10 protein-coding genes are annotated in these 15,987 nt (G+C 65.2%); 6 read left to right on the top strand and 4 right to left on the bottom strand.

What is annotated here, in order from left to right; genetic code table 11:
- Positions 1-232 precede the first annotated feature (232 nt).
- On the bottom strand, positions 233-1,471 hold the full coding sequence (locus tag QC765_RS02130) for an MFS transporter (protein ID WP_278312761.1): 1,239 nt from the start codon (positions 1,469-1,471) through the stop codon (positions 233-235).
- Between the two features lie 253 nt (positions 1,472-1,724).
- Here QC765_RS02130 and QC765_RS02125 point away from each other — a divergent pair, with 253 nt between their 5' ends.
- A complete protein-coding gene (locus QC765_RS02125) occupies positions 1,725-3,305 on the top strand; it encodes a phospholipase D-like domain-containing protein (protein ID WP_278312760.1) in 1,581 nt (526 codons plus the stop codon).
- A 19-nt stretch (positions 3,306-3,324) separates the two neighbouring features.
- Here QC765_RS02125 and QC765_RS02120 read toward each other — a convergent pair whose 3' ends face one another.
- Together QC765_RS02120 and QC765_RS02115 are read right to left on the bottom strand one after the other, a co-directional pair.
- The gene (locus QC765_RS02120) at positions 3,325-3,750 is read right to left on the bottom strand and encodes a cupredoxin domain-containing protein (RefSeq protein ID WP_278312759.1); all 426 of its coding nucleotides are present in this window, start codon (positions 3,748-3,750) and stop codon (positions 3,325-3,327) included.
- 139 nt (positions 3,751-3,889) lie between these two features.
- Positions 3,890-4,870, bottom strand: a complete 981-nt coding sequence (locus tag QC765_RS02115) for a ribonuclease H family protein (protein WP_278312758.1) — start codon at positions 4,868-4,870, stop codon at positions 3,890-3,892.
- A 236-nt stretch (positions 4,871-5,106) separates the two neighbouring features.
- Between QC765_RS02115 and QC765_RS02110 the strand changes: the two genes are divergently transcribed.
- Genes QC765_RS02110 through QC765_RS02100 form a run of 3 tightly spaced genes read left to right on the top strand, consistent with a single transcriptional unit; the run spans position 5,107 to position 9,418 of the window.
- On the top strand, positions 5,107-6,009 hold the full coding sequence (locus tag QC765_RS02110) for an ABC transporter permease (RefSeq protein WP_278312757.1): 903 nt from the start codon (positions 5,107-5,109) through the stop codon (positions 6,007-6,009).
- Positions 6,009-7,214, top strand: coding sequence for an ABC transporter ATP-binding protein (locus QC765_RS02105; protein ID WP_278312756.1), 1,206 nt, complete (start codon positions 6,009-6,011; stop codon positions 7,212-7,214). The genes QC765_RS02110 and QC765_RS02105 overlap by 1 nt, the downstream gene beginning before the upstream one ends.
- Positions 7,211-9,418, top strand: coding sequence for a glycosyltransferase (locus QC765_RS02100; protein WP_278312755.1), 2,208 nt, complete (start codon positions 7,211-7,213; stop codon positions 9,416-9,418). The genes QC765_RS02105 and QC765_RS02100 overlap by 4 nt, the downstream gene beginning before the upstream one ends.
- A gap of 12 nt (positions 9,419-9,430) precedes the next feature.
- On the opposite strand, the gene QC765_RS02095 is transcribed toward QC765_RS02100, so the two are convergent.
- A complete protein-coding gene (locus QC765_RS02095) occupies positions 9,431-11,590 on the bottom strand; it encodes a glycosyltransferase (protein ID WP_278312754.1) in 2,160 nt (719 codons plus the stop codon).
- 550 nt (positions 11,591-12,140) lie between these two features.
- Between QC765_RS02095 and QC765_RS02090 the strand changes: the two genes are divergently transcribed.
- Positions 12,141-13,976 carry a glycosyltransferase family 2 protein gene (locus QC765_RS02090; protein WP_278312753.1) on the top strand — a complete coding sequence of 612 codons (1,836 nt, stop codon included), beginning with the start codon at positions 12,141-12,143 and terminating at the stop codon, positions 13,974-13,976.
- 425 nt (positions 13,977-14,401) lie between these two features.
- A complete protein-coding gene (locus tag QC765_RS02085; RefSeq protein WP_278312752.1) occupies positions 14,402-15,574 on the top strand; it encodes a hypothetical protein in 1,173 nt (390 codons plus the stop codon).
- Positions 15,575-15,987 lie beyond the last annotated feature (413 nt).

Here is a 15,987-nt window from a genome sequence, read left to right as displayed (position 1 = left end):
CGTGGACGGCCGCGACGTGCATCCATGCGCAACACCTCTTCTGCTAGAAGGTGTTGCGACCACCCCTTGAACCCAGGCCGCTCGGGAGGGTGCAAAACCGCACACTTCCGGGGCCGGGGCCGGGGCCGGGGCCCGCACGCCAGCGCCAGCGCGTCAGCACGCGCGGGCCGCCCGCCGCCCGAACGCCCCACCCGATCGTGAAACCTGCGCCACCTCCCACGTGGCCACACCTTCACGATCGCGCTGCGGCACCAGCGGAAGTGCGCCTCCCGCCCGACCGCCACAGCAGCACTGCCGCGACGAGGTACGGGACGAGCAGCAGCAGAGCGAATGCACCGGCGTGGCTAGCGAGCGGCTGTACCCCCGCGTAGGCGAGCAGCACCAGGATCGCCAGCATCTCGCTCGCGACTCCTGCCAAGGATGTGATGGTGGCCCGGCTCGTGCCGCGGATGCGATGCTGCATCCAGGCGTCGGCGAGGACGCTGGTGATCTGGAAGCCGCCGAACGAGATACCCATCGCGATCCAGCCGACGGGCCCGCCGAGCAGCGCGCCACCCGCGCAGACGAGCGTGCTCGCGGCCAGCATCGTGGCAGTGCCGCGCGCGGTGAGGCCGCTGAACCTGCCGGTGAGGGCGCTGCCGAGGCCTACGCCGGCCCAGATGGCGAAGACCACCCACGGCACATCGACGGTGCTCACACCATGCTCGTCCGCGAGCAATGGTACGAACTCCTCGAGGGACTCCCACACGGCCGGGATGATCGCAACGAGCCCGATGATCGCGATGAGCCGATGATCGGCGCGGACCTCGCGGATGCCGGTGAGGATGGTTCCGAAGTAGCCGGTGCCGAGCGGTTCACCGGCATCATCGGGCAGCACGGGAGCCGCGGCGTGCCTTGTCTCGGGCATGGCGAGGCCGGCGAGGGAGCAGGCGAGGCACGCGACGACGCTAGCGATGGCGACGAGGGTGTAGCCACCGACGTGCATCGCTGGAATCGCGAGAAGGGTGCTCGCGCCCACAGCGATCACGCCGAGCGCCTGGGCGTTCCCCATCACGGCTGCGTAGCGGCCCGCGGTCCCGTGCTGCTCGAGCTCGGTATAGACGAGCGCCTCGAGCGCGCCGGAGGAGAGGGTGCCGCCAAAGCCCCACAGGATGAAGCCGAGCAGGAACATCCAGAACGACGGCGCGATGACCCATAGGGCGAACGCGAGCCCGGCGAACAGGGGAGCGGCGGCGATGAGCCAGCGGCGCGGGAGCAGGTCGGCGAGCGCCCCGGAGGGCACCTCGAACACGATCACCGTGGCCGCACCGGCTACGAAGAGCCAGGTTATCTGCGTGACGCTCAGTCCGGTATCGGCGAACAGGAGCGCGTAGAACGGGTAGAGCAGGATGAAGTCCTGCAGGAAAAGGTAGGTGAAGAGCGTCGTGACGAGCCTGCGCGGGGCAGCAGCACGGATGGACGGTGCGGGCATGGCGGGATCCTCAGGAGGAGGGATTGGCGGGGACCGGCTGGCATGACAGATCGCGGGAGGGGCTCGTGCCCGCGCCCGCGTGGCAATGCCGGGTCCAGCGCCGCTGCGCGAGGATCAACATCGATGACGCATGATGCTGATTCTATTGGCCGGGGAAGGGGCAGCGCATCAGGTTTTTGGTGGCCTCCTGCGCCCCGGTCGGCAGGCGGGCAGCTAGCGTGAGCAATGACGACGCAGGACAAGGGGGTTGCGCGTGCGGGTCGATCCGGTCGCGGAGCGGTGGCTGCTATCCGGGCCAGAGCGTGGCAATCCCTGGACACGAGTGCGTGGGTGGTCGCAGGGAAACGTGGCGGTGCCGCTCATCGATGGCCGCCGGTACTTCGAGCGGCTCGCGCGGGCCCTCGCGGCGACACGGCGTGGCGACATGGTGCTCTTCTCGGCGTGGCGGGGCGATGCCGATCAGGTGCTGCTCGACGGCGGCCCGACGATCGGCGATGCGCTGGCCGGGGCGGCGCGCCGGGGCGTGATCGTGCGCGGGTTGATGTGGCGCTCGCACGTCGAGCCGCTGGGATTCTCGGGGCCGCAGAACCGGGCCTTGGTGGAACGGGTGAACGGGGCCGGCGGGGAGGTGTTGCTCGATCATCGGGTGCGGCCTTTTGGCAGCCATCACCAGAAGTTCGTGGTGGTGCGCTTCGCCCGCCCCGGGATCGACGATGTGGCATTCGTTGGCGGCGTTGATCTGGCGCGGACCCGGCGTGACGATGGCGGGCATACCGGCGACCCGCTGGTGCGCGGCGATGAGGTCGAGCCCTGGCATGATGCCCAGCTCGAGGTCCGCGGCCCCGCGGTAGCGGACGTCGAGATGGTGTTCCGGGAACGCTGGGAGGACCCATCAGCCCTGGATGAGCCGCCCTGGGTAGCGCTGAGCGACGAGCAGGAGCCGCAGCGCGACCGAGAGCCGAGCGTGCTGCCCGAGGCGAGGGCGGAACCACGCCCGGTCGGCTCCTGCGCGGTGCAGGTGCTGTGCACGTATCCCACCCGCGTGCCGCCGTTCCCGTTCGCGAGGGACGGCGAGCGCTCGATCGCGCATGCGTACGAGAAGGCGCTGCGGCGGGCCCGGTCACTGGTCTACGTGGAGGAGCAATACCTGTGGTCGCGCGATGTGGCGGAGGTATTCGCCACGGCACTGCGCCGCAATGCCCGGCTGCGCATGGTGATCGTTGTGCCGCGACTGGTGTACGAGCGCAGCCCCATGCGCTCCATTCCCGCGCTGCTCGGGCATGGGGCAGCATTGCGCGCGCTGCGCCGGGCCGCCCCGGATCGCGTGATCGTCGTGGATGTGGAGAACCACGAGTCTGCGCCCGTATACGTCCATGCCAAGGTGTGCGTCGTCGACGATGTGTGGGCCTGCGTGGGCAGCGGCAACCTCAACCATCGATCCTGGACCTACGACTCCGAGCTGACCGCGGCATTCGTCGACGCTAGCCGCGATCCCAGGACTCCCATGGATCCGGCCGGGACCGGCGAGGGCGCCCGCATCGCCGCGAGGGACCTCAGGCTCGAGCTCGCCGTCGAGCACCTCGACCGCGACCCGCACGATATCGCCGACCTCATCGATCCGCTGCGATTCTTCGACGCGGTCCGCCGCTCCGCGCAGCAGCTCGAGAAATGGCACCACGACGGCGAGCGTGGTTCCCGCCCGCCCGGGCGGCTCCGGCCGCACCAGGCCGCATCGCTATCCCCATGGCAGGCCGCGCTCGCGGCGCCCCTCTACGAGGCCATGATCGACCCCGACGGTCGCAGCTGGCGGATGCGTGCGGCCAGGACGTTCTAGGGGCGGTCGGGCTTCTGGCTCACCCGGTGACCCGTAGCTGGGTGATCACTGTTCCCGAATCGTGCATCTCGACCTCGAACACGCCGGGGAGGTCGGCGATGAACTCGATGGTGGCGGGCTCCCCGGGAACGGTGCTGGCCGTGAGGTCGTAGCCGTGGACGTGGACCTCGTCGGCGGTGTCGGCGGTGACGGTGAGCGCGATGGACGTGCCGAGCGGGATCTCCACCTGGGAGGAGCCGTCGGTGCGGGCACCATCGGCGACGGTGAACTCGTAGGTGGTGGTCTCGGTCTCGCGGACCGCGGAATCACCGGTACTGGTGCTCGACCCGCTGCTCGTGTCCCCAGCGGTGTCGTCGTTGGTGCTGCCGCAGGCGGCGCCGCCGAGAGCCAGTACGGCCGTGGCGATCGCGGCGGTGAGGGTGACGAGGCGGCGTGGTGCGTGCATGCGTGCTCCCGTGTCGAGTTCCGCTTGAGCTGGCGGGCGCGGCTCCAGCGGCATGGCGTGCTGGTGATCTCTCGGCAGCCTATGTGGTGAGCGAGGGCGGTTTTCGCTGATTGGTGGAGAAGGGCTCGTTCTTCCGCTGCTAGCGGGCGAGCCCCATGCTGGATTGCCGCCATTCACCGACGATGTTGCTGGTGATGATCTCGTGCCCGGGGCCGGTGAGGCCCGCGCTGCGGTACCGGCGCGTTGCTACGGCGAGCCGGTCCGCTGCCTCGTTGAGATCGTGGCCAGCGTGGCCCTTGACCCATTGGATCTCGATCTGTCGCCCTTGCCGCTTGGCGTTGATGCGATCGACGAGCGAGCGGGCGCGTTCCGGAGCATTGCCGGGGTCATTGATCGCGGCTACGGCTGGCTTGCTATCGCTGAGGATGCGCAGTGGCCGCGGCCCCTGATGCGTCGTGATCGCGAGCTGTATCGCGGCGAGCTCGGCGAGGAAGACATCGGATACGGCAGGGAGGTACTTGGTGACGTGCTTGCCCTCGGCGTTCATCACGGCGATTCCCGCGCCCCGTCGGCCGCGACGCAAGGAAGCATCGGTGCAGACTAGCAGTGGTGCTCGCTGGCGCTCATGGCGCTCGGCAAGCGATGCCTGGTGGGCGAGGAGCTGCTGCTCCGTGAGCGCCGCGGCTCGGCTCAGGCTGGCCCGCACCGCGCTCCGGGCGAATGTGCCGGAGACCTCGCAGCCGGGGAAGGATGCTGAAGCGCCATGTAGCAGCGAGAGCAGCAGGGGGTCATGCGCATGAACAGCAAGCCCTCGGCCGGTCGAGCTGGCCAATCCGTAGAGGTGCGCGAAGCAGTCCAGCCCGGCACGGGCGGTCATGCGGGCGATAGCAAGGTCCTCGGAGCGCGACGGGATGGGACTCCGCACCACTGTTGACGTCGTCAAAGTGCCATCCGTGACGCTGGCGACCGCCCAGGCCGAATCGATCGGGGACCCATCGGCGAGGAACGGCCCCCGGAACGTGCGAATGACCGCGGACAGGCCCGTCGCCGGGTCCAGTGCTACTCCGCGCGGTGCATGGCCTGTGGTGCCGCGCCGCACTAGATCGAGCCACTTGCTCACTGGTTCCCGCATCACGCGCCCCACCCTTCCCAGCCAGTCCGACAAGAAACTCGTGCCCGAGGGCCGGATTACGAGCGATCCGCCATGATATCGCATGCATGTCCACGGGCTGGCCACGCGAACTGCTGACAGCCACAAGGCATGGATCCAGGCTGCTCCGCTCGGAATCGGTCCAGGCCGCCCTGGTTGATAGTCTGGCCTCCAGCCCTGCTTCTCGATGCTCCCGGAGGGGATCCATGCCCGCACCGATAGATCAGCAGGTCGCTCCTAGCCGGCTGACGCGGGTGAATGCGCCGCAATCGTTTCTGCTGGGCTTCGGCAGGTCGGCGCGCGAGGTGTGGCGCTACCGGGAGCTGCTCGGTAACCTCGTCCGCAAGCAAGTCACGGTCAAGCACAAGAACTCGTTCCTCGGGTTCCTGTGGAGCTTGCAGATCCCCCTCGTGCAGCTCGCTGTCTATTGGCTCGTCGTGGGCCAGATCCTGCGCGCGGGCGGCATTCCCTACTTCGGGCTGTTCATCTTCTGCGGCCTCGCGGTCTGGGCGTTCTTTGCGGAGATCCTGCAATCAACCACGGCATCGATCGTGACCAATGCGGCACTGGTGAAGAAGGTGTACTTCCCGCGGGAGCTGTTCCCCCTGTCCACCACGGGCGCTGCGATCGTCAACTTCGCCTATTACCTGGTGATCCTGCTCGGGGGCGTGGTGCTCGCGGGAGTGCTCAGCGGCATCTGGCCGGATCCGGCACGATTCGCTCTCCCGGTCCTGGGATTGCTCACGGTCGTGGTCTTCGGCCTCGCGCTGGGCATGTTCCTCGCCGCGGTGAACGTTTACCTGCGCGATGTCCAGCATTTTGTCACGGTCATCATGATGCCGTGGTTCTGGCTCACGCCGATCATCTATGACATCAGCATGGTGGAGCGCGCGCTCCCCAGTTGGCTCTACCAGCTGTACCTGCTCAATCCGATGGTGCCTGTCATCTATGCGTTCCGCGCGTTCTTCTGGCCCCAGGGCGTCGATTATGGCTTCGGTGACGGCCTGTACCCGCGGTTGCTGCTCGCGCTCGGGGTCTCGCTGGTGCTGCTGTGGGTGTCGCAGCGGATCTTCGCCCGCTTGCAGGGCAATTTCGCGCAGGAGCTGTGATGGCCGACGATATCGTGATCCGCACGGTGGACCTGTCGAAGCGGTTCACCATCCGCAAGGACAAGTCGCTCAAGGAGCGCGTGCTCAAGCGCGGCCGCGGCCGTTCCCATGCCGAGCAGTTCTGGGCCCTGCGCGACGTCAACCTCGAGATCGCATCCGGGCACACCATTGGCCTGATCGGGCCGAATGGCTCGGGCAAGAGCACCTTGCTGCAGATGATCACTGGCATCATCACGTCCACCACGGGCTATGTCGAGCGCACGGGCCGTGTCGCCGCGCTGCTCAATCTCGGTGCCGGTTTCCACCCCGATCTCACGGGCCGCGAGAACGTCTACCTCAATGCTTCGATCCTGGGGCTCACCCGCAAGGAGATCGATCAGCATTTCGAGGCCATCGTGGCGTTCTCCGAGATCGAGAAGTTCATCGATACTCCGGTCAAGTTCTATTCCTCCGGGATGTATGTGCGGCTCGCGTTCGCGGTCGCTGTCCATGTCGATCCGGACATCCTCATCATCGACGAGGTCCTCTCGGTGGGCGATGAGGCGTTCCAGCGCAAATGCCGGGATCGCATCAAGCTGTTCCAGGATCAGGGCAAGACAATCGTGCTCGTGACTCATTCGCTCGACCAGGTGGAGAAATGGTGCGACCGCGCCATCCTGCTCATCAAGGGCGATGTAGTGGCCGAGGGCAACCCGAAGGATGTGGTGGCGCGCTTCCGCGAGACGCAGCGCCAGCCCGCCGGGCAGCAGCGCGCCGGCAAGCAGCGCACCGATGTGTCGATCGCGGCCGTCCGCGCCCTTGGCCCCGACGGTGCTCCGGCAGCAACGTTCGCGAGTGGATCCCCCATGGCGCTCGAGTGCGACATCACGAGCGAGCGGGTGCTCGCGGACTGGGCGATGCGGATCGAGCTGCGCAAGGCGGACGGCACCCTCGCGCACGCTTCCACGACCACCCAGCGAGGCGTATTCCTGCCCGAGCTCGATGGCCGCACGACCGTGCGGATTGATTTCCCCGCGCTGCCGCTGGCCACAGGGAAGTATCACGCGGACCTTGCCGTGCTGGCAGGGCAGGGGCAGGTGCTGCACGAGCGCAAGCAGGCCGTGCGGTTCACGATCGCGCGCGACTGCCCGGACGGGGGAGTGGTCGCGCTAGATCCGTGGATCACGGTGATCGACAGCCGTGCCCCCGCGAGGGCAGTGGAGTGATCCTCACCATCACCAGCGATGCCGGCGAGGCACGGAACGCATTGCCGGGCGGTGACGAGCCGGTCGTGATGATCGCCGTGCACGGCTCGTATGACGATGTCGTGCGCTGCTACGAGTCATTCCTGCGCGAGACCGATCCGCGCACGCCGCTGCTCGTGATCGATGACGCGAGCCCGGATGAGCGCGTGGTGACAGTACTCGAAGGGCTCATGCAGCGCCTAGGAGCGGCCCACGCGGTGGTGGTGCTGCGCCAGGCGAAGAACCTCGGCTTCGTGCGCTCGGCGAACAACGCGTTCGACATCGCCCGCGGGCGGGACGTGGTGATCCTCAACTCCGACACCATCGTCGGCCCGGAGTGGCTGCCGCGCCTCCAGTCGGCAGCCAGGGCGAGCTCCACCATCGCGACAGCCACTGCCCTGACCAATCACGGCACCATCGCCTCGGTCAGCGCCGACGGCAAGCCGGCATCCACCATCCCCGGCGGCCACGATCCCCGCGAGGCCGCGATCCTCGTCGCTCGGGCAGCTGCCCGGACCTGGCCCCGGTTGCCTACAGGCGTCGGCCACTGCCTCTACATCACCCGGCGCGCGCTCGATGTAGTGGGCGGGTTCGATGAGGAGTTCTCGCCCGGATACGGCGAGGAGGTCGACTTCTGCCAGCGCGCTCTCGCGCACGGTCTCCAGCATGTCGTGGCCGATGATGTCTTCATCTATCACCGCGGCGGAGCGAGCTTCGGTGAGTCGCCCCGCAAGCGGCAGTTGCAGGCCGGCCACGAGCGCATCATCGCGCAGCGCTACCCCTTCTACCACCCGTGGGTGCGCGAGCTTGCCAGCGACGAGGGATCGATGCTCGCCGCGGCGCTTCTCACCGCCCGCGTGGCGCTCGAGGGATTGCACATCGCGGTGGACGGAACCTGCCTCGGGGCGCGGGTCGCCGGCACCCAGGTGAACGTGCTCGCCACCACGACGGCGCTGGCCAGGCACCCTGGCGTGGCTCGGGTGACCCTCTACACGCAGCGACTCGTACCGCAGTACGCGCGCGACGCCACCAAGGACGTCCCGGACCTGGAGCTGCGGACCATGCCGCGCGGCGGCGTCGACAGCGCCAGCAAGGCACACGTCATTATCCGCCCCTACCAGGTGCAGCATCAGCGGGAGCTCGACGTGCTGCGGGGGGTCGCGCACCGCGTGGTGGTCACGTGCCTGGACCTGATCGCTCACGACATTTCCGCCTACTTCGGCACGGGCGAGGAGTGGCACCAGTACCGGGATGCCACGCGGGCGATGTTTCGTGGCTCCGACGCGATCGGGTTCCTCAGCGGCCATGTCGTCGCGGGCGCGCGCGCCGAGGGACTGCTCGACGAGGACGTGCCCCACAGCGTCGTGGGCAGCGGCACCGGCCACGTCATCGTGCCGGAGGCGCCGGCATCGCGGCCACCGGGGCTAGACGAAATCGAGCCAGGCTATGTGCTGGTCCTGGGCTCGGCGTACCTCCACAAGAACCGGCCCTTCGCGATCGCCGTGCACCAGCAGATGCGGGAGCGGGGATTTGGTGGGCAACTGGTGCTGTGCGGAGCGAGCCCGGCGCACGGTTCGACACTGGCGGAGGAACGCCAGTTGCTCGCTGGGCTAGCAGCAACACCAGGCTCAGTGGTCACCCTCGGCTCCTTCCCCGAGGAGCACAAGGCCTGGCTATACCAGAACACCGGACTGGTGCTGTACCCCACCTTGTCGGAAGGCTTCGGGCTGATCCCGTTCGAGGCGGCCCAGCACGGTGTACCAGTGCTGTCCACTAGGTCGGGCTCGCTCGACGAGGTGCTTCCCCGCGGGATCCCCACCATCGACGTTCTCGATGCGGCCCAGGTCGCGGGGATCGCAATGGAGCTGCTCGGGGACAAGACCGCGCGGGACGACCTGATCGATCGGCTCCGCGAGCAGGCCGCCGCGCATTCGTGGGCACGGACCGCGGAGGCGCTGGTCGAGCTGGCACGGGCGAGTATTCGGCGTCCCTCCCGATCGGGCAAGAACCAGCAGGGCACGCAGCGAGGCGCCGCGGTCATCCCTGGGACGGTGGGGAACCTGATGGATTCCACCGTGATGATGTTCAATGCGATGCCGGGAGCGCGCGAGGCGATCACGCCGCAGGGGTCGAGGCGGGAACACGCGGCGCGCCGCGTCCTCGGAACGATCCGGCGGCTCCGGTAGCAGAGAAGCGAATCAGCGAAGCGCGGGCTCGGTCACCGACTCCTTGTATTGCCGAACCAGCTGCCGGTACTCCGGGTAGCGGGAATCAAGGATCTTCTCGTTCGCCGAGACCTGGACATCCCGCGTCTTTGGCGTGAAGCTGCGCGCCCGGAAATGAAACACGAACGACCGATTAGCCACCGCGCACCGCCAGCCCTGTCGGCGGATTCGCATGCAGAAATCATTCTCCTCGCCGTAGCCCTTGCCGTAGGCCTCATCGAACAACCCGAGCTCGCGGATCACCTCGCGGCGGATCATCATGCAGAAACCATGCGCCACCGGAGCCTCGTACCATTGCGGTAGCCCATCGACGACGTCAAGGTAATGCACGTACGCCTGCTCCATCGGCAACTGCTCATTCATCGGCACCGAGAAGATCGTCGCCGCATTGCTCCGCGACGTCACCGCGCCGAACCGCATGCCTTCCGCATAGAGGACACGCTGCATCTCCTCGGCGAAACCGGAGGTGACGATCGTATCGGAATTGAGCAGTAGCACATCGCTCGCCTGGTCCACGAGGTTCAGCGCAGCATTGTTGCAGTTGCCCACAAAACCTAGGTTCCGAGGATTCCGCGCATAGTGCACATTGTCGATGCCCTCGATCGCCGCGAGGATCCGGCGCTCCAGCTCATCGGCCTGCGGACCGCAATCATTGACGTAGTAGACGTCGCAGGCCGGATTGCCCGCCAGGTCCCCGCACACCGACGCGATATTGTGCTGCAACGAATCCCAATCACCGAAGACCGGGACGATCACCGACAAGCGGCGCGAACCGTCCAGCGTTGACTTGCCGCGCCGCTCGCCCGACCACGCGAACAAGGTGGCGGGATCACGGCGGGAAATGCTCAAGGCAATACGGCGCACGCCTCGCTCGAGCGCACGCTTCACGCGTTTCGCGGCTACCACGCCATTCATCAGCGATCCCAGAGCCACCAAGACAAACCATGCGGATGCGCCACTTCCTCGTGGTGGCTGACGCGCATCATTGATCGCTGCGACGAGATCAGTCGAGCAACGCTCCGGGCTGAACCGACGCTCATATGCTGTCCGCCCAGCCGTCCCCATGCGCGATCGCAATCCCGGATCAGCAGCCAGTTGCTCGATCGACCGCGCTAGCCCTGCAATGCAGCCCGGCTCGTACAACAAGCCAGTGACTCCGTCCTCCACGAGACCGGGGGTACCGCCGCTACGAGCGCCGATGACCGGTAGCCCACATGCCATTGCTTCCACGGTGACCCGCCCGAAAGCCTCGCATCGCGAAGCCATGATGAAGACGTCCGCATCATGCATGTAGGGGATCGGATCTGGCTGGAAACCCTCGAAGCGCACGAGGCCGGAAGGCAGGTGCAGTGCCTCAGTGAGGTCGAGGATCCTTCTCTTCATCACCGGGGACGCATGCCCGACCAGCACAAGCTCCACAGGTGCATGCTGGTATCCCTGCAGGGAAGCGATCGCGGACACCACGTCCAGCTGTCCCTTGCCCTCCGAGATCACGCCGACCATGAGTAGTCGAAGAGGGCTCCCAAGCATTCGGGGGGACTTGGAAGCGCTCCGGATCGGCCTCTGGACCAGTGGATGGACGACCCGGACCGAGGTGCTCGTCGCGCCTCGATCTCGGAGAAAACGCGCTAGTGCCTCCGAATTCGCCACGATCAACGAGGAATCGCGCGCGACGAGACGATGGACGATCCGCTCTCCCAGGAAGTACCGGTAGCCATGATCGAGAAACCCGAATTCCCTGATGAACCAGACATGATTCGCACCAGCCAAGCGCGCGGCGAGGGCAGCCCAGGGGACCACCACCGAATTCGAGACCACCAGGTCAACGCCGCGGCGCTCGATCACGCCGCGAATGACCGCGACCGACCGCATCGAGTCGAGCACGCCGCGACGACTCGACGGGGCCTGTCGCACCCACCACCCGTAGCGGACCACTAGCACCGTGCCGCCCGCCTGCTCGATCAGCGCGCCCAGTCCCTCATCGGTCGGAACGACCACCACGACGTCGAATCCGCGGGACGCCAAGACCTGCACGGACGCCACCAGGGACAACTCGCCACCGCCGGTAGGTGACCCACTATGCGCGAGCCAGAGGATGGTCGGATGATCGGCCTGGCCGAGCTTTGGCTGCATGCAATCCTCTCAATTCCACGACGAATTGCCGCGAATATGCAAGTCACGAAATTTCCCGCGCTGGCGCGCATGCCGACTGCTACGAGCGATTGAGCAGCTAGTTCCAGTATGCATCCCTTGCCGTGCGCGACCCAGGCGCCAGGCGCGAGCGCCGCTGGCAAATCGCCTAGGCATGCGAAGCGACACGCTACATCTCCTCGGCGACCTTCCGATATATATGGACAAATCGACCTTCGGCAGGATGGGCACGCATGCGGGTCGCACCACGCAACCGCCGCCGCCGATGGCGCCGTCGATGACTGACCATGCGATAGGATGCGGGGAATCGGCAGTCAAGGCCTCAGCGAGCGGCGCCGCAAGTATCCCCAAAGGAAACCTCAGGTAGTAATGAGATTCGAGGCTCACATGCACCCATCCCATTACAGCAACCTAGGCCGAAATATATCCGTTCACCTGTCCGTGCGTTTCCTTGCCGCAGGTTGATGAACAATCGGAATCGCAGATCGGAGATGATTGAATGAACGGCAGGGACTTGCAAGGAAGCAATCCGATGCTCTCCGTGGTCATGCCTGTTTACAATGTGGGAGCATATCTGGACCAGGCACTGCTATCAGTTCTCTCGCAGACATTCACGGACTTCGAGCTGATCATTGTTGATGATCGCTCGACCGACTGCAGCAGGGCGATAATCCAGCATTACAGGGAGTTCGATCCGAGAATCCGGGTATCCTACTTGCCCGTGAACACGCTTGGCGGCGCGGGTATCCCCAGCAATGTCGGAATCCGACAAGCTAGCGGCAAGTACTTGATGTTTGTCGACAGCGATGATTGGCTCGAGCCCGATGCCTTCGAGACGCTCGTCTCTGCGATAGAGCGCGGCCAAGCGGATGTCGCGATCGCGGACTTCACGACCGTGGCGGGCGGCGATGACCCCCACCAGGAAGCGTACGACAAGCCTCACTGGAAGAAGCTACCCATCGGCAAGGCCATTTCGGTGCAGTCGCACCCGGAGATCCTCCGGCTGTCTCCGGTTCCGTGGCGAAAGATCTATCGCACCACCATGATGCAAGCGGGAGGCATCTACTACCCCGAGGGTGACTACTTCTATGAGGACAACGTCCTGCATTGGCACGTCCTGACCGTAGCGACAACGGTCATACTGGTCGACCGGGTGGTGGCGCACCATCGAGTGCAGCGCGCAGGGCAAACCATGGGATCGTCGGAGTACAAGCTTGCAGGAATTGCGATGCACGCCAATACCATTGGGCAGCGGATGCTCCGCGAAGGCATTCATTCCCAGGCTGTGCTTGACCAGTTCTTTGGATTCTGCATGCGTACATCGTGGATCGCAACCCGTCAGCCAGACGAAGCGACTGCAAACATCATCAGAAAGCAGCTGTGGACGGCATACGCAAGGGTCGCGCAGATTCGTCCACCGAGCAAAATTTCCTCGGCGAGAAATGATTCCTTTGCCTCCTTGGAGCGAGCCTACGGGCCGCTGGACCTCACTATCGTCATACCCATTTTCAATGCTGCGCCGTATCTTGATCGCCTGATCGGGTCGGTGCTCGCGATTCGTGGAATAACGTTCAATCTGATTCTTGTCGACGACGGTTCGACCGATGGATCCCGAGGCATATGCAAGCGCTATGAATCGGCATATTCGAACGTGCACCTCTACGTGCAGTCAAACAAAGGGGCAGGTCGGGCCAGGAACAGTGCGATCCCGTTGTGCGTTGGTCGCTATACCTACTTCATGGATGCTGATGACCACATCGATGCCAGCGCACTAGTCCACATGGTCCAGCGAGCGATGCGTCTCGGTGTGGATCTCATGTTCGCGCCATACCAGTTGAGCGGGAGCGAACCGGAATCGTCAGGGGACATGCACTCCGGGGACGCGAAGGTCTTCACCGAGCTTCCTTATTGCAAGTCGACCGAACGCGCGCGAAGTCTCTCGGCCTCCCTCATCAACTATCCGTGGAACAGGCTGATCCGGACTCAGTTCATGCATGATGAAAGTATATTTTTCGGTCCGACGGTTGTGCACAATGATGTTCAGTTTCATTGGCATAGCGTCGTTGCGGCGCGAACGATTGCAGCGATCGACAAGCCAGTGTGCACCCACATGACCGCGCCGGATCGTGATCGCATCACCCGAATATCGGATGCTCGGCGCCTGGCGCTCTTTGATGCCCTTTGGTGCACACGATCGGCAATTGTTCACAATTTGAATTACCCCACCATTGCCACCGAGTGGGAGAACTTCGCGCGCAGGATTGTTTGGTGGGCCGAGGAGAGAATAGATCCAAATGTCTTGCAGTCCTTTGTGCAGCGAAAGGTAAGGTACCTGCCTTCCCTGGTCGGGAAAGTCACGAGCGCATGACCATGCTTAGAACTGCTTGATAATGGAGATCGGGTTAGGGGCTGGAACTGTGCCGGGTCCCTAGCTCGTGGTGCACCGTGAGGTGAGAGAAGGATACTCGAATGCGAAACCGGGATGACCGAAGCGATCTGATGCGTGTTCCAGCTGAGCAGGAGGCCGAAGCACAGTACGCGCCGGAGTATCTCTACGAGTCAATGCTGGCGCTGGACCGGGAAGTCGCTGAGCTGCGTGCCGAGGTAGCCGAACTGCGAGCACGTGTTCATACGCCGGCACGACCCACCACTTCGGCCAGGAATCACGTTCGCCGGGCCGCCCGGAGCGTTGTGCGGCTTGCTGATGTAAGACTGGCGAAGGATCGTCGAACCCTGCGCAACGCACCATGGTTCGATACACGGTGGTACCTCCGTACGTACTCGGACGTGGCCATGAGCGGATACGATGCCATCGAGCACTACCTGCGATTCGGCTCCGACGAGAAACGGGATCCTGGTCCGGGTTTCTCCACCGAGCACTATCTTGCTGCCTATCCTGATGTCCGATCGAGCGGCATGAATCCGCTCGTGCACTTTGTCCGCTACGGGATGCAGGAGGGCCGGGAGCCTGTCGGCACCACGGCGGCGCTGCTCGATCAGATGGACGGCGAGGAACTCGGACAGGTCTCACCCCTGCCGTTCCTGCCCCCGCTCGATATCACCGCAGTCGCGGTCCTTCCGGATCGGGCGGCATCGAAGTCCTGGTCGGACGCAGTTGTGCGACTGGTTCTCGAGAGGACCTTTTCTAATGTTGTCGTAGTCGAGCAGGCACGCGATGCCGCGAGCATCGAGGGTGCTGGCCAGGTCGTGGTCGTATGCGGGGAACCCGCATCGCCTGATCTGGTCCATGAGCTGAGGATGCTGAACCCCGGGCGCATCCTTGTGCTCGAGCCTCAAGCGCCAGGGAGGCCTGGCACGGCCCAGCAAATTTATAGCGAGGAAGCCATCACGATCGCGCTTCCCCGCCTTCGCGACCTGGACGAGCCCACCAATAGCGAAACTCGCGACAGTGCGAGAACGCGGCTAGGGGTCCCCGATGCGGTGAAGCTGGTCGCGGTCTTCTCGAACTCGCCTGCATTGACGCATCACGTCGAGCAGCTCTACCGGCTTGCCTCACGCGAGGAGCAGATCAATGTCGTGCATATCGTCGTCGCGGCGGAGGCCGGCGCGGAGGCCGAGCATCCCGCAGCTTCCTGGGAGAGCATCACCGGATACTCCTTCAGGTCGTCGGCGGAGGCATCGGGGATAATCGAGGCAGCAGACGTCGTCTTTCTCGAATCCGATGTATTCGAGAACAGTAGCGCGTGGCCGCCTGATCCCTACCTGGACGCGATCTGCGCCGGAACGCCAGTAGTGGCGCTCCGGGACTCGATGGCGCGGGAGCTCATTGATCAAGGAATCGCCATCGGTGCGGATGCAACCGTTGCTTCGACGGTTGTCGCGTCCATCCCGGCTAGTCCCGATTTTCGATCAGGCTGGCAACGAAGGGTGCGTGTCCCGTTCGTCAACAGTTTCGGTGGTGCCAGCAGCGCGCACATGCTCAGGTCGATCCTCGATAATGCATAGTTGCCGACATCGAATCGACCGGCTCTGGTGTACTGCCAGGAGCCGATGGACGGTGCCATCGCCGGGTGCCCTGAGGAGATCGTGGCGAAGGATGACACCGCAGTACTGGTTGCTGCGGCTCCGCGGGGACTTCGATCCCGACTGGTACCTGGAGCACAACCCCGACGTTGCTGCCGCGGGCGTGGATCCCCTCATCCACTACCTTGCTCGCGGCGCGCAGGAAGGACGCGCCAGATCTGCCCCGACCGCGGGAGAGAGCGGCGCGTTGCCCCGACCACGCCGCGCGCCCCGGCTCGCGGGCCGGGAGGATGCAGTGGGCCAGTTGGTCCTGGTCTGCTCCGATGACACTCCTGCGCACTCACGCCGAGCGGACTATCTGGCTGGATTGCTCGCTGGATCCGTAGAGGTGGTAG

The organism is Hoyosella levis (assembly GCF_026008515.1).
GTDB lineage: Bacteria > Actinomycetota > Actinomycetes > Mycobacteriales > Mycobacteriaceae > Lolliginicoccus > Lolliginicoccus levis.
Note: the sequence above shows the minus strand (reverse complement) of the source record. Positions and strands in the feature narration are given on the sequence as shown.

Excerpts from the sequence above, each read along its gene's own strand:
- QC765_RS02130 (WP_278312761.1), bottom strand. The coding sequence starts at position 1,471 with ATGCCCGCACCGTCCATCCGTGCTGCTGCCCCGCGCAGGCTCGTCACG.
- QC765_RS02120 (WP_278312759.1), bottom strand. The coding sequence starts at position 3,750 with ATGCACGCACCACGCCGCCTCGTCACCCTCACCGCCGCGATCGCCACG.
- QC765_RS02110 (WP_278312757.1), top strand. The coding sequence starts at position 5,107 with ATGCCCGCACCGATAGATCAGCAGGTCGCTCCTAGCCGGCTGACGCGG.
- QC765_RS02105 (WP_278312756.1), top strand. The coding sequence starts at position 6,009 with ATGGCCGACGATATCGTGATCCGCACGGTGGACCTGTCGAAGCGGTTC.
- QC765_RS02095 (WP_278312754.1), bottom strand. The coding sequence starts at position 11,590 with ATGCAGCCAAAGCTCGGCCAGGCCGATCATCCGACCATCCTCTGGCTC.
- QC765_RS02090 (WP_278312753.1), top strand. The coding sequence starts at position 12,141 with ATGCTCTCCGTGGTCATGCCTGTTTACAATGTGGGAGCATATCTGGAC.
- QC765_RS02085 (WP_278312752.1), top strand. The coding sequence starts at position 14,402 with ATGAGCGGATACGATGCCATCGAGCACTACCTGCGATTCGGCTCCGAC.